17 protein-coding genes and 2 tRNA genes are annotated in these 19,942 nt (G+C 45.2%); 3 read left to right on the top strand and 16 right to left on the bottom strand.

Annotation, left to right across the window (positions count from 1 at the left end; genetic code table 11):
• Positions 1 to 214: 214 nt before the first annotated feature.
• The 8 genes from ald to C9I99_RS09505 all read right to left on the bottom strand — a co-directional run bounded on the left by ald (position 215) and on the right by C9I99_RS09505 (position 10,480).
• The gene (gene ald, locus C9I99_RS09540) at positions 215 to 1,330 is read right to left on the bottom strand and encodes an alanine dehydrogenase (protein ID WP_107348641.1); all 1,116 of its coding nucleotides are present in this window, start codon (positions 1,328 to 1,330) and stop codon (positions 215 to 217) included.
• A gap of 475 nt (positions 1,331 to 1,805) precedes the next feature.
• Complete coding sequence (locus C9I99_RS09535) at positions 1,806 to 2,072, bottom strand: hypothetical protein (protein ID WP_107348640.1); 267 nt, start codon at positions 2,070 to 2,072, stop codon at positions 1,806 to 1,808.
• Between the two features lie 86 nt (positions 2,073 to 2,158).
• Positions 2,159 to 2,806: an HAD family hydrolase gene (locus tag C9I99_RS09530; protein ID WP_107348639.1), complete on the bottom strand. Its 648-nt coding sequence runs from the start codon at positions 2,804 to 2,806 to the stop codon at positions 2,159 to 2,161.
• 181 nt (positions 2,807 to 2,987) lie between these two features.
• Entirely contained in the window at positions 2,988 to 5,906 is a 2,919-nt protein-coding gene (locus C9I99_RS09525) for a bifunctional diguanylate cyclase/phosphodiesterase (protein ID WP_166645422.1), read from the bottom strand.
• A 331-nt stretch (positions 5,907 to 6,237) separates the two neighbouring features.
• A complete protein-coding gene (locus C9I99_RS09520) occupies positions 6,238 to 6,666 on the bottom strand; it encodes a hypothetical protein (protein ID WP_133638230.1) in 429 nt (142 codons plus the stop codon).
• Between the two features lie 199 nt (positions 6,667 to 6,865).
• A complete protein-coding gene (locus C9I99_RS09515) occupies positions 6,866 to 8,683 on the bottom strand; it encodes an ABC transporter ATP-binding protein/permease (RefSeq protein WP_107348636.1) in 1,818 nt (605 codons plus the stop codon).
• A 122-nt stretch (positions 8,684 to 8,805) separates the two neighbouring features.
• The gene (locus tag C9I99_RS09510; protein WP_107348635.1) at positions 8,806 to 9,483 is read right to left on the bottom strand and encodes an SDR family oxidoreductase; all 678 of its coding nucleotides are present in this window, start codon (positions 9,481 to 9,483) and stop codon (positions 8,806 to 8,808) included.
• A gap of 181 nt (positions 9,484 to 9,664) precedes the next feature.
• Positions 9,665 to 10,480: a sulfite exporter TauE/SafE family protein gene (locus tag C9I99_RS09505; RefSeq protein ID WP_107348634.1), complete on the bottom strand. Its 816-nt coding sequence runs from the start codon at positions 10,478 to 10,480 to the stop codon at positions 9,665 to 9,667.
• A 165-nt stretch (positions 10,481 to 10,645) separates the two neighbouring features.
• Here C9I99_RS09505 and C9I99_RS09500 point away from each other — a divergent pair, with 165 nt between their 5' ends.
• The 3 genes from C9I99_RS09500 to C9I99_RS27690 are packed head-to-tail and all read left to right on the top strand — an operon-like array spanning position 10,646 to position 11,962.
• Positions 10,646 to 11,269: a Crp/Fnr family transcriptional regulator gene (locus tag C9I99_RS09500; RefSeq protein ID WP_107348633.1), complete on the top strand. Its 624-nt coding sequence runs from the start codon at positions 10,646 to 10,648 to the stop codon at positions 11,267 to 11,269.
• Between the two features lie 7 nt (positions 11,270 to 11,276).
• On the top strand, positions 11,277 to 11,648 hold the full coding sequence (locus tag C9I99_RS09495; RefSeq protein ID WP_107348632.1) for a YidH family protein: 372 nt from the start codon (positions 11,277 to 11,279) through the stop codon (positions 11,646 to 11,648).
• Entirely contained in the window at positions 11,645 to 11,962 is a 318-nt protein-coding gene (locus C9I99_RS27690) for a DUF202 domain-containing protein (RefSeq protein ID WP_420849233.1), read from the top strand. Before C9I99_RS09495 ends, C9I99_RS27690 begins: the two co-directional genes overlap by 4 nt.
• 161 nt (positions 11,963 to 12,123) lie before the next feature.
• Here C9I99_RS27690 and C9I99_RS09485 read toward each other — a convergent pair.
• The 8 genes from C9I99_RS09485 to C9I99_RS09450 form a co-directional block, all read right to left on the bottom strand.
• Positions 12,124 to 12,210, bottom strand: a tRNA-Leu gene (locus C9I99_RS09485).
• Positions 12,211 to 12,288: 78 nt separating this feature from the next.
• Positions 12,289 to 12,364, bottom strand: a tRNA-Gly gene (locus tag C9I99_RS09480).
• A gap of 229 nt (positions 12,365 to 12,593) precedes the next feature.
• Positions 12,594 to 13,826, bottom strand: a complete 1,233-nt coding sequence (gene arsJ / locus C9I99_RS09475) for an organoarsenical effux MFS transporter ArsJ (protein WP_107348630.1) — start codon at positions 13,824 to 13,826, stop codon at positions 12,594 to 12,596.
• Between the two features lie 82 nt (positions 13,827 to 13,908).
• Positions 13,909 to 14,910 (bottom strand): ArsJ-associated glyceraldehyde-3-phosphate dehydrogenase, encoded by a 1,002-nt coding sequence (locus C9I99_RS09470; protein WP_107348629.1) that lies wholly within the window; start codon positions 14,908 to 14,910, stop codon positions 13,909 to 13,911.
• Between the two features lie 271 nt (positions 14,911 to 15,181).
• Entirely contained in the window at positions 15,182 to 15,676 is a 495-nt protein-coding gene (locus C9I99_RS09465) for a phosphatase domain-containing putative toxin (protein WP_107348628.1), read from the bottom strand.
• 105 nt (positions 15,677 to 15,781) lie between these two features.
• A complete protein-coding gene (locus tag C9I99_RS09460; RefSeq protein ID WP_107348843.1) occupies positions 15,782 to 16,543 on the bottom strand; it encodes a metalloregulator ArsR/SmtB family transcription factor in 762 nt (253 codons plus the stop codon).
• Between the two features lie 97 nt (positions 16,544 to 16,640).
• Positions 16,641 to 17,738, bottom strand: a complete 1,098-nt coding sequence (locus C9I99_RS09455; protein ID WP_107348627.1) for an alpha/beta hydrolase — start codon at positions 17,736 to 17,738, stop codon at positions 16,641 to 16,643.
• Between the two features lie 252 nt (positions 17,739 to 17,990).
• The gene (locus tag C9I99_RS09450) at positions 17,991 to 19,628 is read right to left on the bottom strand and encodes a GMC family oxidoreductase (RefSeq protein ID WP_107348626.1); all 1,638 of its coding nucleotides are present in this window, start codon (positions 19,626 to 19,628) and stop codon (positions 17,991 to 17,993) included.
• Positions 19,629 to 19,942 lie beyond the last annotated feature (314 nt).

The raw sequence follows: 19,942 nt of genomic DNA, 5'->3' as shown, positions 1-19,942 counted from the left end.
TTAGCAGTAACTTCTTAATATTAGTGACTAATCACTATACCCAAGCTACATCAAGATGCAGGCTCAACGAGAACGTATAAGCTTGTAGACGAGGTGTTGTTTGGAACAATCTTGTAGCTCTACACCGCAAAACAAGAACCAAGACGAATATGCGCAAAAAAAATCCCTGCACAGGCAGGGATTTAGAATCGTTTTTTTGATTATTGCGGTGTTGTTACGCTAGTACTTTCTCTGGCGCAATATACGCAAGGCCTAACGCTTCTGATACTTCTTCACAAGTGATCTGGCCACGATATACGTTCAAACCGTTCAGCAGATGCTTGTCTTCTTGCAGTGCCGCTTTGTAGCCTTTATCTGCCAATTTAAGAATGTATGGCAGGGTGACATTGTTCAGTGCGAAAGTAGAAGTACGAGCAACGGCCCCTGGCATGTTCGCTACACAGTAATGAACAACGTCGTCAACAATGTAAGTTGGATCGCTGTGAGTCGTTGCATGAGATGTTTCAACACAGCCACCTTGGTCAATAGCAACATCTACGATTGCAGCACCTGGCTTCATCTTTTTGATCATTGCCGCTGTAACCAGTTTCGGTGCAGCAGCACCTGCAACCAGAACACCGCCAATAACAAGATCCGCTTCTAACACGTGTTTTTCAATTGCATCTTTGGTCGAGTAGACACACTGTACTGAACCGCCAAACTGAGCATCAAGCTGACGTAATACATCGATATTACGGTCTAGTACTACCACATCAGCGCGCATGCCTACCGCCATTTGAGCAGCATTGGCACCAACAACACCGCCGCCGATAATTACGACTTTCGCAGGCTCTACACCCGGTACGCCGGCTAGCAACATGCCGCGACCGCCTCTTGATTTCTCAAGCGCTTGTGCACCGGCTTGAACTGACATGCGACCTGCCACTTCTGACATTGGAGCCAATAATGGTAGGCGCCCTTTATCATCTGTAACCGTCTCGTAAGCAATACACACAGCCTTGCTATTGATAAGGTCATGCGTTTGTTCTGGGTCTGGCGCAAGGTGAAGGTAAGTAAATAGGATTTGGCCTTCACGAAGCATGGCTCGTTCTACCGCTTGTGGCTCCTTAACCTTTACAATCATTTCTGATTCTGCAAATACCGCTTCGGCTGTTGGCAGAACCTGGGCACCTGCTTCAATGTAGTCCTGATCGCTAAAGCCGATACCAGAACCCGCATTGGTCTCAACGTATACCTTGTGTCCATGAGCTACAGCTTCGCTGACTGAAGCCGGGACCATACCCACACGGTATTCGTGAACTTTGATTTCCTTAGGTACACCAATAATCATCTTTTGTTTCCTTGCTGCCTCGTTAAAAGATATACACACAATAAAGTAAAAACCTTGGAATGTGTGACCATTTTTTAACTTATAGCCAACAAATCAAACTGAAATTTTATCCTGATGTAGCACAAGAAACTGTTTTTGAACTTGGTCACACAAGAAAAAACCAACATCAACCAACAAAACAGACCAGTCATCTGCATAAACCATTAAAACCAGTTAATTAAACCAATATGAAAGCAGTTTAGCAGATATAACCACTACCAAACCAGATAGATGCATTCGTTTTTTTTGTTGTTTTCAAGTGTTTTTTTCAAAAAAAGTGACATTAAATCGGTTAGCTGCAACATTTTTCTCTATTTTAAGCGCCAACAATAAATGGCTTTCAATCTAGAGCCGCCACGCACAAGGAAACAAAAACAGAACATATAAATAACAAAAAAGCCGCTAAAAGCGGCTTTTTTATGAGCTATACCAAAGGTTAGTCATCAAACTCCCAAGGCATATCTGGTAATGCGTCCAGATTTTCACTGTAGCGTTTCAAATCGAAGCTACCGCCATTTTTGGCCACATCAAACACTTCAATAGATAATGCACAAGCAATCATTTGAAGTGCCTCTTCTCTCGGTGTACCCGTCATCACCAAGCGCATTAAGGTTTCTTTCACCTTAATTGGATTACCATCTTCAAGCTGGTTTTCTACTGTTTCAACTAGCATATCGCCAGTCATGATATCTTCATCTTGCATAGCAACGCCTTTTACTGAGCCTTTAAACTAGGCCTATTTACTTAATCTTGGGAACCTTGCCTATATCATAGCCAAAGATACCGTTGTTATGCGACAAGCCATTTCACCTGCTGCGCTTGTGCTTCGATCAAATTGCCATAACGGTACGGTGTCAGGTCTACACCAACAGGGTGTAGATCATTAACCACCACCAGCCTTAACCCAGCCGCATACGCCGATTGCGCACCGGTCTGGCTATCTTCAATCGCCACAGCCTGATGTTCCGATACGCCGAGGGTACGGCAAGCCAATTGATAAATCTCAGGGGCGGGTTTGTTCTGTGCGACATCATCACCGCAAAATACATGATCGAAGTAATGTAACCAGCCTAGATGGGACAAAATACCCTCAACATAATTTCTTGGCGAACCGGTGACCACTGCCAATGGCCGTGAACCATGGAGCGACTTGACCAAGTCAAGAGCCCCCTCTTTAGCAGGGATCCCTCTTTCTATAATAGCTTGATAGGTTAGCCGCTCCATTTCAGATACTACAGTAGCTGTGGTATGCGGTATGGAAGCGATTGAAGTAAAATGTTTAGCGACTATTTTCCAAGGAACGCCAGCAAAATCAGCCAAAAAGTCATGGGCTGATATGTCAATATTTAAGCCAGATAGGTACTGGCTCCAATTCTGAGCATGGAAAATTTCCGAATCGACCAACGTACCATCGAAATCAAAACAAACTGCCTGCATGGGCTTACTCCACGAACAACAAGGCCGACATTTTACTCAGTTAAGCTCAGCAAATCCAAGCCAGGATGACTTTTCCATCTGTATACCTTAAATAAGCTTGCGACTTCACTGGGCGATGACCCTTGCTCTAAACACATTGACGAAGGTCTGAATTCACCAACTTAAAGCTACCTAGCTAACTCTACCCTTTGAGAATAGAAAAGCAGCTCTCAAAAGGGACTGCTGGACTAAAGAAGAATCCCTGAACAAAGTGGCAATTCATTTCTCGCAAAATATCCAGCTGCTTTCGCGTTTCGACACCTTCGGCTATCACCTGAATACCCAGTTTATGGCTCAAATCTATGATCAAGGACACCAAGGTTCGGTTATCCTGTTTGTCGATTTCCTCAATAAAACTACGATCTATTTTTATAATATTCGGCCGAAGATCGACCACCGAGCTCAAGGAAGAGTAGCCAGTACCAAAATCATCCAGTGCAATTTCGATCCCTCTTTGCTTATACGACGCCAGCAGAGATTGAATATCACTACTTTCGCTCGATGCCGTCGACTCAGTGATCTCCACCACAATAGACTTCAGCGGCAAGCCATATGATTCAATGACCTCCCATATAGGAGGAAGCCCATTACTGCCGATAAATTCTTTCACAGAGCGGTTAATGCTCATTGTCACATCAGAGAATCCGGCTTGGTGTAACTGCTTAAGGTCACGACAGGCTTGGTGCAGAACAAATGCCCCCAACGGTCTTATCAAGCCATAGCGCTCGGCAACAGGAATAAACTCTGCGGGAGAGATCCATCCATCAACGTCATCGTTCCATCTGATCAAGGCCTCGAATCGATTAATTTTTCCAGTACGCGCATCGACAACAGGTTGGTAATAGACCGTGAGCAATTTGTCGGAAATTGCTTTTTTGAGCCGATCTCGCATTTTTAATTTTCCAATATAATCAGACTGTAATGCGCTGTCATATTGGCAGACCCCATTTCGCCCCTGCCCTTTCATGTTATACATAGCATAATCTGCATTCTTGAGCAGTTCGCTATGACTTTCACCACTCTCGGGATAGGTCGAGATCCCAATACTAACGGTGGTATTCACTTCAATGTCATCAAGTACAAACGCTTCCGCCACACGGTCAACGACCTGCTGTCCCCATACCCTTGCTGCGCCGGAAGTCGTTTCAGGCAGCAGAACACAAAATTCATCACCACCATATCGACAAATATTGTCTGCAACCGGGAAAACGTTTTTAAGACAGCTGGCAATATGAACTAAGACTTTATCACCAAAGTCATGGCCATAAAGATCGTTGAGTGACTTAAAGTCGTCCATATCAATGAACAATAGCGAGAAGGTTTGAGCCCGTATGTCATCGATAGTAGCGATATGCTTCTTTACGCGCTGAACAAAGCTACGACGATTTACGAGGCCGGTAAGCGGATCTTTATAGGCAAAGAAAGACAGCTGCTCTTCGGCTTTTTTCCAATGACTAATATCACGGAATACTGCCACGAAATTAACGATCTCGTCATTGTCATCGCGGATCACATTGATCGATATTTCTTCTGGATAGATCTCACCATTCTTGCGTCGGTTCCAGACCTCGCCTTTCCAATGACCGTAACGGCTCAGGTTATACCAGAGAAACTGATAATACTTGTCATCATGTATCCCCGATGACAGCACGCTAGGTGACAGGCCAAGCAGTTCTTTCTCGCGGTAACCCGTTATTTCCTCGAATGCACGATTGACTGAAATGATCTTGTTCTTTTTATCAGTGATCAATATGCACTCTGAGGTGTTATCAAACACCACCTGAGCACGATCCAACTGGCGTTTAGCTTCGATGGTATGGGTGATATCACGCTGAATACCAGCAACTTTGGTTGGTTTGCCGCTTTCATCCCGAGCAACAACACCCCCCTTTATGGTTAACCAACATTCATTGCCATCTAGCACCATACGGCTACTGCTCTTTAGGCGAAATTCAAACTGAAACACAGAGACATGCTGTTGGTGGATAAAACGATCAAAGTAATCAACACCCTCGTTTCTATCTTCTTCAACAATACACGAGAGCCACGATTTGAGATCGTCACCTTCCTTGGGTTTTTCATGGCCGAGTAAATGCCAGAACTTAGCGGAGGTCGCAAACTCCCTACGCTCAAGATCAAACTCCCAAATCCCTTCTTCTACAGAATTAAAGGTTGTTGTCAGTTGGCGGGAGGCTTTATTCAGCTTAGCGGATATCTGATACACATCGGTGACATCATGGACAGTGCCACGCATTTCAACAGCCTGACCTTGCCTATTACGTATCACTTCAGCCCGCTTACGTAGATACTTGATGGTGCCATCCCAAAGCTGGACTCGGTGGACCAAATTGTAATTGACCTCATCACTCTCAATCGAGCGATACAGTGTGTCGAGTACCCACTCACGATCCTCTGGGTGGATTAAAGCCGACAGCATTGACAATGTCGGCAGGAGTGACTCATCTTTAATGTCATAGATGCGATAGGCTTCTTTGCTCCATTCAAAGTATTGCTCTTGGAGATTCCAAATCCAGCTCCCCACTTTTGCAACCCTTTGGCCTTCTTCCATTTGCCATTGCAACTGTGACTGGCGCATCAACAGAGCTTCATAGCCGACTTCGCAGCCAAGATACGTCGAAAACGTATTACAGTACTCAAGCAGCGCATCAACCGAATGGAAAGGTCGTTTGAATAAGCAGGAGAGAACACCAACTAACTGATGGTTACGAGCAAAAAGGGGGATACTAACGAAGGTGTCTACTGACTCATTGTGTTTATGGGAATAAAAAGGATACGTCTGATCAAGCTGACCCTGGATAATAAGGGGCTTCTTACTCTCTACCACTTTAGCTTCGGGTATTTCCGCTAGAGGAAAATAATCGCTTTCTCCTATTTCCCCCTGAAAACAGCTCGAAAGGACACGGATTCCGTCACAATCGTCATTGATAAAGCCAATAAAGACAGTGTCCACCGCATAGGCCTCATACAAACTCTGGCCAATCGCTTCAAAGAGCTGGTGTCCGCTAAGTTGGTTAAAGGTATTTATTTTATTGTAGTCCATCAGCATTTTTACTATTACCAAAACAACCTTTCAGCCTGCTTAATAATAACACTATCATTTCACCCAATTCGGACTTTACCCCATGACCCCACGATATAAAAGCAGACCTAGGGATTCGCAAAAGAGATATAGCAAAAGATTGATTAACATCACCCCAATGAAAACCAACCGTTTACATAACATGCAAAATGATATCCGTATTCCATTGCAGACATAGCAACCCATGACTTAACCATCCAGTCGAGATTTAGCTCACGACGGTCAAAATTCGGAAAAAGGCCAAAGCAGTTAGTTACTTCGACCTTAATCTATTATCACTCGTCACTGCTTTTTAACGACACATATACCCCGCGATATACTTATCAAGATCATTCAGTAGTCTACTGGCATCCCAATGGCTCCAGTTACTTGGTTGATAGCCATAACGGCTATAACCAGATTGCTCAAGCATGGTCTGTGTCTCTTGCATTGCCGTTTGTGCTTGCTGGCAACCATTTAAGCCATATTGTTCATGCAGTTTTGCACTAAACAACCGAGAAGCAAGGTGATCAGCACTACCAAATGAAGAATACTTATCTAAGACTTCGGTTGCTTCTTCACAAGTATCAACGTGGTATCCACCAAGCATATAAGTATGCGCCTGTAGATCATCACGACTCAAGTAACTGCCATAAATAGGTTTATCATAACAAGCTACTGGCTCTGTTTTCTTAACCTGCCTATTGTCTACCTGGAAGAACAAGGCCTGCCCTGGCTTCACGGTAAAGTTAACACACAGCGTTAGATCATCGTAAATAGACTGGATTGTAGTATCGGTCTAGTTCAAAGAAGCAGCGCTGGCTCCTCGTAACTGTTACTACAAAATTTAGCTAGGCAGTTTTAAGTAAACTTGCTAAATACGAGACATTACGTTCTTTGAGTCAAGTTGTTAGCAATGAGAACAAAAAATGCCGATGGTGCTAGTGACTCAGGTGCTTAAACTGCAGCTCAACCAGGCGCTGATATAACTCACTACTTTGCATTAATGATGCGTGATTGCCGATATCGGCCAACCGTCCTTGCTCAAAGACGGCAATTTGGTCAGCGTGCTGAATCGTCGAAAGTCGGTGTGCAATAATAAGGGTCGTTCTCCCCCGCATGAGCTCTTCCAAGGCTTGCTGAACGTGGTATTCGCTTTCGCTATCCAGTGCGCTGGTCGCTTCGTCAAGCAATAGGATTTTCGGATCTTTTAAGATCGCCCTAGCAATGGCGATTCGCTGGCGCTGCCCGCCTGATAACCTGACTCCCCGCTCACCGAGAAAGCTATCGTACCCATCAGGCAAACTCATGACAAAGTCATGGGCGTGGGCTTTTTTCGCAGCCTCTATCACTTGCTCATCTGTCGCTTGCGGATTGCCGTAGCGAATGTTGTGGAAGACATTATGGCTAAACAGTGCAGGCTGCTGTGGCACCAACGCCATTTGTTGACGTAGCTTGCTGGGATCGAACTGGCGAATATCAATACCGCCTAATGTCACCTTGCCTGACTGCGGATCGTAAAAGCGCTGCAATAATTCGAACAGGGTTGTTTTACCCGCGCCTGAAGGTCCAACCAACGCAAGCACTTTCCCCTCTTCAGCTGTTAGCGTTAACTGCTTGATCGCTGCCTGATCCGGCCTTGAGGGATAACAAAATGTCACATCGTCAAACTCTACTTCCGCTGACAACGTCTGAGGTGACACTGCACTTTGGTTTGGCGCAACAATATGACTATCGACATGAAGCAGTTCTATCAGCCTTTCCGTGGCTCCTGCTGCACGTTGAAGCTCGCCCATGACTTCAGAAATGGTAGCCAGTGATGAAGCAACCATAATGGCATAGAAGACAAATGCCCCTAAATCTCCCGCCGACATCACACCATGGATGACATCACTGCCACCAACCCACAGCATGCCTGCAATCGCACTGAAAACAATGACAATCACACCAGAGATCAGAATCGCACGCTGCATCACCCGCTGGCGGCCGATGTCGAATGCCTTTTCAACTTCAGTTGCAAATGAGGCTCTTTCTTGCTCTTCATGACTATAACTTTGCACCGTCTTGATGTGTTCTATCGCCTCGCCGGCATAGCTCCCTACGTCAGCCATCGAGTCTTGGCTCTGGCGCGACAATGCTCTGACTCGGCGACCATAGATAAGAATAGGAACAAGCACAAACGGCACCGAGGCCAATACGATTAATGTCAGTTTTATATTGGTGGCAAAGAGCATAATAATAGCGCCAGTACACATAAAAGCACTGCGCATCGCCATCGAAAAAGACGAACCTATAATGCTTTGTAGCAACGTCGTATCCGTGGTGAGGCGCGACATGATCTCGCCGCTGCCATGGGTTTCAAAATAACTGGGGTGTAATGTGATGACATGATTGAACACCGCAAGCCTAATATCTGCGCTGACTCGCTCACCAACAGAAGACACCAAATAAAAACGAAAGAAGGTGCCAATAGAGATAAGCACGGTGACAACAAGAATAAACTGGATAGCACTGGCAAGTTGTTGGGACGATTGTTGCGAGAAGCCTTCGTCAATCAATATACGCACACCATGGCCAACGGAAAGCGTTAAGGAGGCAGTGAAGATCAATGCCACCAGCGCAGCCAGCACCCGTCCTCGATATGGCTGAACAAACTTAACGAGCTCAAATAAAACACGAAGACTTTTACGCTGCCCCTTTGGGGTTAACATGTCATTTTGAACGTGACTGCTTGACGGTGTTTGACTAGACGATTCCATAGATGTCCCTTTCGTTTTCCCTTTAGCAAGCTTATCACTAAGCGCTCTAGGAATTCGTAAAGGATGCAATTTCAGAAAAAAAAGCCTCAGTCATTCTGCTGAGGCTTTCCTTTTCGTCACTATTACTCTATCTCAACCGGTGGCCTGAATACCATTTCATGCATAACGACGTCTTGTGGTAGTTCCAATAACAACGCAATCGTTTCAGCAACGCTTTTCGGATGCATATATTGAGGGCGGTCAACTTCTCTAAAATTGGTATCGGTACCGCCAGGGAATAACGAGGTCACTTTAATGCCATGAGGTTGTGCCTCTTTCATGAGGATCGCACTAAACCCCGCCAACCCTTGCTTCATCGCTGTGTACACACTCATTGTTTCATTTGAACGCTTGGCGACAGTACTGAGGACATTAATGATTTGACCACTCTTGGCGAGTTTCATCACCTTCAATGCTTCACGACTGAGCAAAGCAGGCGCTCTCAAATTAACAGCATACTGGTGGTCGAATTCTTCCACTGTGAATTCATCAATTCCACATTTACGCGAGTTCATCCCGGCATTATTTATCAGTACATCCAATCCACCGAGCTTTTCAACCGCTTCCGTGAAAAGTTCAAGGGGTTGCTGTGAATCACTCAGATCAGCCTGGATCGTATAACAACCCGTTAGCTTGCAAAGCTCTGCCAACTTGTCACTATTTCGCCCTGTCGCCACCACCATATGCCCTTTTGAGCAAAGTGTTTTGGTTAACTCGAAACCAATACCGCTGGTCGCCCCTGTTATTAGTACACGTTTCATTCTTATCCCTATTCAGCAACCCTTAACGATGACTAATTACCAGTCTGTCATATTAATAGGGATAAAAGAATACGGGAGCATTTAAACGTAATTACCCTTCTCCCTAAACAGGCTTAAGCATTTGCATATCCGTACCATAATCATCAGATAGATATTCCATATTGTGCACAGACCCCATTTTTCAAAACAATGTATAAAGCATCAGGCTCACTAAGATAACCATCAATGTAATAATATACGTTGTTTTCTCAGATATCTTGCCGAGTAAAGAAGCCGCAACAGGAACGCCGATGAACGAGCCAACAACAAACCATATTGCGGTATACACATCCGCCTGCCCTCCTTTGGCATAGCCTAGTGCGGCGAAGCCTGATAAGAACAGGGCCAATACCACCGATGAACCAATCGCTTTCTTAATATCAAGGTTTAAGACATTGTTGAGAACAGGAAGTAACAAAACACCGCCACCGACACCCGTAGAGCCTAAAATTGATCCACAAAACATACCGGATACTAACGCTTTTCTATCGCTGTTGTTCACAGCCGAAGACGTTTGATTGGTGTTTGGCGAGCTTCTGAATTTATAAAACACGGACACCAAAGAGCCAATCATCACAACCGTAACAAGACTCGTAATCATTGTTTGTGTTGTTTCTTGATGCAGTGGATGCTCATTAAAATAAATCACAACCTGTGTCACCAGTAATGTTACGGGTAAAGCACCAGCAAACAGTATTGAAATTTTCCGCCATGATACATTCTTGGCTTTAACATGAACGATTGATGCATTCACCTTTACCAATGCGGATATCAAGCTTGCTGTCCCCACCGCGAGTACAGGAGGCATACCACAAAATAGCTGCAGCATAGGGATTAACAACACTCCCCCGCCGACCCCGGTTAACCCTAAGCACAAACCAAAAATACTCCCCAACGCTATTTTTAGCATTAAGGCCTCTGTCGCTAGTACACCCACGAAAAGATCTACCATCTCCATGAAATGCAATCCCCAATAAACAATTGTAATTAAATGCTTGCAAACGTTTTCATTAATATTGATTTTACGGGATCAACAAACGTAAACTTTATGGCGATGATCATATTTGCTTATCTTATTGTCAGGTAAAGTACTCTTAAAACCTTTCTCAGGCATAATCTAATAATGGATATTGATATTCGCAGGCATTTAACTGATCAAACAGAAACCATTGACGTTAGCAAAAAACAGGTCGTTTACCATAATGGTCTGCCAGCTAAAGGGTTTTACTATCTAGAACAAGGTTTAGTCGGTCTGTATCAAGTTTCAGAAAATGGGAAAGAGTCGCTGCTAAGAGTGTATGGGCCGGGCTCTTACTTTGGCTATCGGTCTCTATTTACTGCGCAAAACTACCCGTCAACAGCCAGAGCGATGATAGACAGCACTGTTGTTCGGATAAATGTAAACGATTTCAAATCTCTCGATACAACGGCCCCGAGTTTAGCCCGATTTCTGATGGCAGAAGTCTGCTCTGAGTTAGGGGAAGCTGAAAAACGACTGATGCAATTTAATGCCTTCAGTGCCAAAAAACGTATTCTCGATACGATTTTTTATATGTTTCAAACATACCCTGAATACCCTTGGACCTACCGTGAGATTGGTGAATACAGCGGTACAGATACCACGACAGTGATAAGGTATTGCAAAATACTGAAAGAAAAAGGGATTCTTGACAAAAACAGTCGAAAGCCACAACCTGTTAATCTGCAGCAATTGGCAGACTACCGTAAGTCACTACTAATTAAATAGCCAACCAATGAAACGTATCAAACAACGACTCCCCCGACAGACTTGGCGCAACGAAGGGAAAGCGCCAGATTACCGTTTTTCTCTAGCAAACGAGCGAACCTATCTGGCCTGGATACGTACTGCTCTTGCACTACTGGCCGGTGCTATCGGTATTGATCAGCTTACCCCCGACCTTGCCGATCCCCTTGTCCGGGTATTGATATCATCCTTTTTGTGTCTTTGCTCAGGCTTTCTGGCCGTTTTTGCATACCGCCGTTGGTCGCAGAATGAAAAGGCTATGCGAACCAATGCCCAATTGAAATATACCGGCTTTCTCAAAATCATTAGCCTTGTTATGCTATTTCTTACCATTATCGTCATCTTGGTTATTCTACTTTGAGTAGGGATCCGGGCTTGCAGCCAGAGCGAACGACGATGTCCTGGCTGAGAACCCAGCTGGTATTATTCGCATTAGGACTACTATTCCTCAAAGTCACCCAGCAAAGTGACATCACAGTTTTACCCGCAATAGGTGTTATCACAATGCTGTCGGCAATATTGGGGACGTTTTACTGCCGTTATCGTTTTACTCAGATATTCGACAATGACATGACTGTTTCAGCCAAGGAGTGCTGGGTTAAATCATATCTGTCACTGCTGATTGCATTAATAGCAACTGGCTATTTTGTCTATCTGTGGGTACCAATAAGTTAATGGGGAAAATAACGGCGTATCCGCCGAGGAATTGTCGAATACCAACTGACAGTTTCATCAGCCGAGAAAGACAATGTAGTGGAAAGAAGACCTAATGGAAATAGAGAATGATCTAGATAAAGAAAAGCCCCAGCATTTCTGCTGAGGCTTTCTTATGTAGATGGTGCCCCGGGCCGGACTTGAACCGGCACAACGCGAACGTCGAGGGATTTTAAATCCCTTGTGTCTACCAATTCCACCACCAGGGCACGCAATTCTTTGCGATGCGCTAACTGAAAAGTTAAACACCATCTTTACCTTACCGCTGTTGCCGTAAGTATTATATCTGGAGCGACACACGAGGTTCGAACTCGTGACCTCAACCTTGGCAAGGTTGCGCTCTACCAACTGAGCTAGTGTCGCATTGGTCTTTTTAGGCTTTGCCCTGAAGACGAGATGTACTTTAACCGATTACAGAAATGAGTCAACGCGTTTTTTTAGTCTTTTGATTCAACTGGATAAAACTCGATCAACACCCTGCAATATGTCACATTTTTCAACCAGCAATTTGCAATTTATAAGTGGCTCTGTTTTCTAAATGCCCCTAAAAATGCAGCCCGCTCTGTAGGCCGGCTGCATGCGTTTTAGCTAATTATGCTTTCGCTTTTACTTCTGGGTGAGCCGGTAAGCGAATGGAGATAATCGTTGTCACTATCAAGAAGGCAACGGATACCCACAAGCACGCAGCCAATCCAGCCATTTGATAGATTAAGCCTGAGAGTATAGTACCAATCAGGCGGCCCATGGCATTGGCCATGTAGTAGAAGCCGACATCCAACGATACACCGTCATCTTTGGCATAGCTCACAATCAAATAAGAATGCAGTGAAGAATTAATCGCAAAGACTGCGCCAAATATCAGTAAACCCACAACAATAGTCAGTTCCGGCTGCCAGTTAAGCTGCACACCCAGTGCCACTGCCATGGTAATAATGCTTAACAGCCCTGCCCACCCCATCGCAGCGCGACCGTCCGGAACCGTTCCTTTGGCTTTACCGGTAATTTTAGGGGCAATGCCCTGAACAAAACCGTAGGCAATCACCCACAGTGCCAAGAAGCCACCCACCATAGTATGGTCCCAATCAAAGACCTGACTTAGGTAAATTGGCAGTGCGACAACAAACCATACATCCCTAGCACCAAACAAAAACATACGGGCAGCAGAGAGAATATTGATGCTCGAGCTTTTCGAGAAAATCTGCTTAAACTTGATCTTGTTTTTAGCCTTACCCATGTCTTTTTCTAGCGATACAAGACTTAAGATAAGTACCAATGTCAGTACTGCCGCCATCGCCAGCACTGCACCTTTGAAACCAACCACCGCAAGCAGCAGACCGCCGATGAAGAAGCCTGCGCCTTTCAAGGCATTCTTAGAACCGGTCAGAATAGCGATCCATTTGTACAGTGCTCCTTGCTGCTCACCGGGCACCAGCGTCTTAATTGCACTCTTGGCACTCATTTTATTGAGATCTTTGGCGATACCTGACAAGGCTTGAGCCAACATTACCCAAGGAACGGTTAAATAGGCAGACGGAACCGCAAGCATTACCAAGGCACCTACCTGCATGGCCAAACCGATATTCATGGTACGGTTCAAACCCAGCTTCGCCCCTAACCAACCGCCAATTAAGTTGGTAACCACCCCAAAAAATTCATAAAACAAGAAGAGTGAGGCGATTTGAAGCGAAGAGTAGCCCAGCTGGTGGAAATGTAGCACCACCAACATACGCAATGCGCCATCGGTAATGGTGAAATTCCAGTAATTGAAGGTAACCAGCATATACTGGCGCACATCTTTGGAGAGGTTGGCAATAGCCGAAATCATGCAATAACTCGCTTCTACTTTTTGTTGCTAAGGCCGCTGCTCACGACGTTGAGTGAAGAGCGGCCCATTTTGGCGGGTTGGCTTATGCTAGGCCAACCTTGCGGATCAGCTCAGAAGTACGTGTCGCGTAACCCATTTCGTTATCATACCAAGCGTACACTTTCACCATGCGATTGTTCACGACCATAGTTGAAAGCGCATCAACGATAGTCGAGCGCTGATCGCCTTTGTAATCGATCGACACTAGCGGACGGTCTTCGAAACCAAGAATGCCCGCAAGCTCATTTTCAGAGGCTTCTTTAAGCGCAGCATTCACTTCTTCAGCAGTAACATCACGGCTCAAGTCAAAAATGATATCGGTCAGAGAGGCATTCGCCAGCGGTACGCGAACAGCGTGGCCGTTAATCTTGCCTTCTAATTCAGGGAATATATCAACAATAGCCTTGGCTGAACCTGTGGTGGTTGGGATTAAGCTCATACCACATGCGCGGGCACGGCGGAGATCTTTATGTGGCGCATCAAGGATAGTCTGGGTGTTGGTTAGATCGTGAATAGTCGTGAACGACGACTGCTCAATACCAAACTTCTCGTGGATAACCTTAACTACTGGGGCAATACAGTTAGTGGTACAAGATGCCGCTGTCACAATCTGGTGCTTATCGGCATCAAACAGGTAATCATTTACACCCACAACAACGTTCAATACGCTGTCATCTTTTACCGGTGCGGAAACAACCACACGCTTAACACCCTGTGCAAGGTACTTGTTCAAGAATTCCATTTCACGGTGAACACCGGTTGCTTCCAAGACAACATCACAACCTGACCAATCAACCGCATCGATATCACGCTCTTGGGTACAGCGGATCACTGCGTCAGCAATCTGCATTGATTGTCCGTCAGAAGTAACAGCATGGTGCCAACGGCCTTGTACTGAGTCGAACTCTAGCAGGTGAGCCAGTGTCTTCGCATCACCCGCTACATCATTGATCTGAACAAACTCTACTTCGTTCCAGTCAAACGCTGCACGCAACGCCAAACGACCAATACGACCAAAACCGTTAATACCTACTTTGATAGCCATAATCCACTTTCCTTAAACCGTTAACTCGAACATATGATAATTCATATATATGGTATGGCGAATATACTAGCCAGATCCAAGCAGCTTTACCAGATCTTTTTCCGATTATTTATCGTATCTATCGGTGACAACTTATGTCGTTAGGGAGGGGACAATTATCACAAAGCAAATTATAGCTGAGCGATTTCTGGGTACCTGAAAGCCATAACGCAGATACAAAAAAGCCCTGCATTGCAGGGCATTACATTCGGTGTGCTATGACTGCAGCGATTTACTTGTATTGCTGGATGTAGTCAATATGCGGTTGGCGCTGGAAAGCACCAGGGCGAAGTGCTTGGATCTTCTCGATGGATGAGCTCAATTCAGCACCACGCGATAGCATAATACGCGCCGCGATCAAGCCAGTACGCCCCGATCCTCCCATACAATGAACGACAATCGCATCTCCATTGTCCAACATTGCCTGAGCGGCTTTATTTGCTTCAGGGAAATTCGCATCAAATTGCGCCCCCGGAGCACAATCATCTTCAATCGGAAGGTGGAACCAACGCATACCTAGGGCACGGCACTCTTCTGCTAATGCTTCCAAGCCCCCCTCAGGGAGATCTTCTGGCTCCAATGCCGTCAATACTGCGGTTGCGCCCGCGTCCTTCAATTGCACCAGAGAATCGTGCAGTGATACTTCTTTTGTTCCTGGACATGGGGTCAGTAGCAACGTGCCGCTATCCTCTAAAGGGAGCGTCCAGAACGGATGTGTGTTTGACATATTTGCGCCTATAATAAGTAACTTCTAATTAATCTCTTCAATCGCTCGGTGATACCAACCTGAGTTATACGACCAAGCGTTTTATAATCTGTGAATGCTGGATGCTTAGCTCCATTTGCTAAAGCCCGGCTTTTTGCGCTCACTGCGCTGGCTAAGCTTTATCTTCTCGCCATTGATCATACCGGGGTTTCCATTTCTCACAGTTGAAAGTATATGGCGGATCCAAGTCGGAAGTTGTCTGGCTAAATGATAGAAGATCCACTGCCCTTCCCGCTGGGTTTCCAATACGCCGCCATCACGCAGCAATGCAAGATGACGAGAGACCTTCGGCTGGCTAACATCAAGCACATCGACTAAATCACCAACAGTAAGCGCCTGCTCATCTTCAATCAGCATCAAAATACGGAGGCGAAGCGGATCACTCAGAATTTTAAACAGTTCAACGGGACCAATTACCGAGTCCTGCTCTTCCCCATTTAACATCAAGAACAGGGCTATTCGGTTTTCAAGACCATTAAGCGTATCGCGGAAAGATTGCTCACCGCTTTGAGGTTTGGGATCTTTGAAGTCCCAGTGAAGAAGTGCGTCTGAATCTGCGAATAAAGCACATTCATTACTGGCTTTATCACACAGCGTAATAACCGTATCGAAATGCTGCCCTTCAAGGTCTCCTGCCGAACAGCTCTTCAAGTTATCGCTGCTGATGCCGCGTTCGGCCAGTACACTGTATACACGGGGATCGACTCCCTCTGGCGTCATCCCTGCACTGACAACTTCGTAATGCTCGCCCGCCATATGCCGCATTGCAGCTTCGGCCAGCTGAGAACGGGCTGAGTTTCCGGTACATAAAAATAAGATACGTTTCATGCGACTCGCGGCAAGTGACTTACATATGGAAAACATTATATATGCTTTACCTTATATGTAAATCCTTTGATGAATGACCCGCATTAATTCTCTATCGCTACACCGTATGCTTGAGTACCCACTCACTCACTTTTGCCGCCACAGCAGGATGATTGAGTAAGTCGAGATGATCCACGCCTCCGATAACCCACTTATGATCGTCAGGATAATTCAAAGCCATTACCCCTTTCGAGCTATCAGCCAACGCACTTGCAACAGGCACGAGTCCATCGCCTAGTCGTCGATTACTTTCATCGTGGACATTCTTACCAAGACAAGATGCAATCGCGTAACACTGAACACTTTCCGGTAGTGAAGGACGCTGTATAAGCGCGGTGCCTACAGCCTTATCATGATCAGCTTGCTTCACAGGGATAGCAGGGGCTTGCCAGTCTTCATGGACAATATAGCCTCGGCTGAGATCTTTGCTGCCGCTACTTCGAATTTCCCCCAGCTTTTTGAGAAACTTCAGTTGGGGGGTGGCAGAAACTTGTTCATCGATCCAACAAGCAAGCTTCGCCAGTGGTGCGCCATTATGCGGTGTACCGAGGGTAATGAAGGTACATAACACATCCAGCCACTGTAATTGGTTTAAGCCTGCGTAATAACAAGCGCTACGGGTTACCAATCCCCCCATACTGTGACCTATTATCACCAGCTCTTTGACTTCGCACGGCCAAGCCTGAAGCAACTTTTCTAACCGAAACGCAAACTCTTCACCATTTAAGGAGATGTGATTACCAGTGTTGTACCACAAGTAGATTGGTGTATAACCCGCATTGATAAATTGCTTACCGTGATCATGCCCTTTCCTGATCCAGCCTTTGTCAGCCATGCACCAACCATGGACACACAGCACGATGCGACTCGACGCCTCTGGCAATTGACGTTCCAGCTCTTTCGGATCATCACTGAGGTGTTGGGTATGGTCAGTCAGCACCATCGGAATGGCAAAGCGGCTATTCCTCTGGAGCAAATGGTCCCCGACCAAACCATTGAAGCTTGCTAACAGCGCATCACCCTGCGCCGGCGGTAATCCATGCTCAAGCAACTCGACAACACGTTGTTTAGCAAACTCCGAGTTTTCTATCACTTTGCTAGAAATATCGTCCTTGAGGTTTTTGAGCTTATCGCTCCATTCATTTTTAGAAATCATTACTACCTCAAATAAACTTCCTTCTATATTGTTCGATATTAAGCATATGGATTAGAATTAACAACCGATTTTAGCTGATATAGTAACTGGTATTTCCAGTTATGAAATCAACAGATAGGATGAAGGATAAAATAAAACAACAGAATATAATAGAATAAAAAATTAGAATATTCATACTAATGTTTAGTTTATATAAAAAAAGCACAATGAAAATAGTCTCATCGTGCCATTCCATTTATTATGACAACCTACCTAAGCAACACAGTCTTTAACCGTTTCTGCGGTTGCTTTCTTAACTGAAATATCATTTAAGATCATGTCTGCGGCTTTTTCTCCAATCATAATGGTCGGTGCATTGGTATTGCCCCCCACTAGAGTGGGCATGATCGAAGCGTCGACAACCCGTAAACCTTGAACCCCATGAACACGGAGTCGTTCATCAACCACAGCCAGTGCATCATGTCCCATTTTACAGGTGCCAACAGGGTGATAAATTGACTCGGCCTTTTGCCTAATGAACTCCGCCAATTGTTCATCCGTCTGTACGTCCTTCCCTGGAAAGACCTCTTTGCCACGATAGTGGCTAAAGCCGTCTTGCATTAAAATTTGCCGTGACAACTTGATAGCTTTGAGCATCACTTCCATGTCTTCAGGGTGACTTAAGTAATTGGCTGAAATACATGGCGGCATCAACGGGTCGGCACTGCTCAGTTCCAAGCTACCACGGCTTTTCGGACGCAAATTACAGGCATGAAGCGAGTAACCATGCTTGATGGTTTGCAAGAGGTTCAAGCCATGATTGTCCAGGAAACAAGGGGAAAAATGAAACTGGACATCGGGTTTATCTAGTTCGGGGGAGGTCTTGGCAAACCCCCCGGCCTCAGCAATGTTGGTGGTAAAGTTTCCTTTTCTAAACAACAAGTAATCAAATACACCTTTAATCGCTCTGGCTAATGCAACAGGCGAAAAGCCAACTGAATGGAAAGTACGCTCGCGTGTGACCACCAAGACGTCTAGGTGATCTTGAAGGTTCTTACCCACCCCAGGCAAGTGATGTTTCACTTCAATACCGTGTGCTTCCAACTCTTGACGATCACCGACGCCAGATAACATCAGCAACTGTGGACTGTTGATTGCCCCACCGCTTAGTATCACTTCTTGCCTTGCTGTAACCTGTTGCTTCTCCCCTTTTTCAATATACTCAACGCCGAATGCTTTTCCCTCTTTAATCAGCACTTTAGTGGTGGTTGCACTGGTGATAACTGTTAGATTTGACCGTTGCTCTGCCGGTCTTAAATAGGCCACCGCCGAACTACAGCGCTGACCGTTTTTTTGAGTGACCTGATAATAACCAACACCTTCTTGTTCTTTACCATTGAAGTCTGTTGATATCCGATGCCCGGCCTGCTCAGCAGCCTTGATAAACGCGTCCGACAACGGATTATTTATCCTAAGATCAGAGACATGCAAAGGCCCATCAGCCCCATGATAATCATCTCCACCGCGCTCTTGGGTTTCGGATTTCCTGAAGTAAGGCAACACCTCATCAAAGCTCCAGCCTTGATTACCCAGCGATGCCCATTCATCATAATCACTGGCATGGCCGCGTATATAACACATGGCATTCGAGGAAGAGCTTCCTCCCAACGTCTTGCCCCTAGGCCAAAATAACTGGCGGCTTTTGAGGTTTGGCTCTTGAGCTGTGTAATAGCGCCAGTTCATTTTCTTTGAGTGCATCATCCCTATGATACCCAGAGGGACATGAACAACCGGGCTACTATCTTTTGGGCCAGCCTCAATGAGGCAGACTTTTATAGATGGATCGGATGATAATCGATTTGCAAGCACGCATCCTGCCGAACCGGCCCCTACAATAATGAAGTCATACATACCATTCCCTCAATGTAATATCATTTATATGCCAGCCAATTATTTAATCCAGTCTTTGTCATCTAATTTTAAGTGTTATTTAATCATAGTGTAGTTTAATTTTTTGATGACAAATACAGCACAGGTTTGCATTTATTTTTCCAATAAAAATAAAAAGTGATCCATATTAAACTTTTTGCATTTAGTGCAAGACAAGAACTCAGACCAGTGTGATTATGTATAGGTTAAAGGAATAAAGCTATTACTAGCGTTTTCTTAATTCTTAAACCTAACGGTTTACTCTAATCCATTGACTGGATAATTAGAGTTTTCAT

This window comes from Photobacterium lutimaris (genome assembly GCF_003025555.1).
Taxonomy (GTDB): domain Bacteria; phylum Pseudomonadota; class Gammaproteobacteria; order Enterobacterales; family Vibrionaceae; genus Photobacterium; species Photobacterium lutimaris.
This window is presented reverse-complemented; position numbering and strand designations above follow the sequence as displayed.

Coding starts and splice junctions, on each gene's coding strand:
- ald (WP_107348641.1), bottom strand. CDS start 1,330: ATGATTATTGGTGTACCTAAGGAAATCAAAGTTCACGAATACCGTGTG.
- C9I99_RS09535 (WP_107348640.1), bottom strand. CDS start 2,072: ATGCAAGATGAAGATATCATGACTGGCGATATGCTAGTTGAAACAGTA.
- C9I99_RS09530 (WP_107348639.1), bottom strand. CDS start 2,806: ATGCAGGCAGTTTGTTTTGATTTCGATGGTACGTTGGTCGATTCGGAA.
- C9I99_RS09525 (WP_166645422.1), bottom strand. CDS start 5,906: ATGGACTACAATAAAATAAATACCTTTAACCAACTTAGCGGACACCAG.
- C9I99_RS09515 (WP_107348636.1), bottom strand. CDS start 8,683: ATGGAATCGTCTAGTCAAACACCGTCAAGCAGTCACGTTCAAAATGAC.
- C9I99_RS09510 (WP_107348635.1), bottom strand. CDS start 9,483: ATGAAACGTGTACTAATAACAGGGGCGACCAGCGGTATTGGTTTCGAG.
- C9I99_RS09505 (WP_107348634.1), bottom strand. CDS start 10,480: ATGGAGATGGTAGATCTTTTCGTGGGTGTACTAGCGACAGAGGCCTTA.
- C9I99_RS09500 (WP_107348633.1), top strand. CDS start 10,646: ATGGATATTGATATTCGCAGGCATTTAACTGATCAAACAGAAACCATT.
- C9I99_RS09495 (WP_107348632.1), top strand. CDS start 11,277: ATGAAACGTATCAAACAACGACTCCCCCGACAGACTTGGCGCAACGAA.
- arsJ (WP_107348630.1), bottom strand. CDS start 13,826: ATGATTTCGGCTATTGCCAACCTCTCCAAAGATGTGCGCCAGTATATG.
- C9I99_RS09470 (WP_107348629.1), bottom strand. CDS start 14,910: ATGGCTATCAAAGTAGGTATTAACGGTTTTGGTCGTATTGGTCGTTTG.
- C9I99_RS09465 (WP_107348628.1), bottom strand. CDS start 15,676: ATGTCAAACACACATCCGTTCTGGACGCTCCCTTTAGAGGATAGCGGC.
- C9I99_RS09460 (WP_107348843.1), bottom strand. CDS start 16,543: ATGAAACGTATCTTATTTTTATGTACCGGAAACTCAGCCCGTTCTCAG.
- C9I99_RS09455 (WP_107348627.1), bottom strand. CDS start 17,738: ATGATTTCTAAAAATGAATGGAGCGATAAGCTCAAAAACCTCAAGGAC.
- C9I99_RS09450 (WP_107348626.1), bottom strand. CDS start 19,628: ATGTATGACTTCATTATTGTAGGGGCCGGTTCGGCAGGATGCGTGCTT.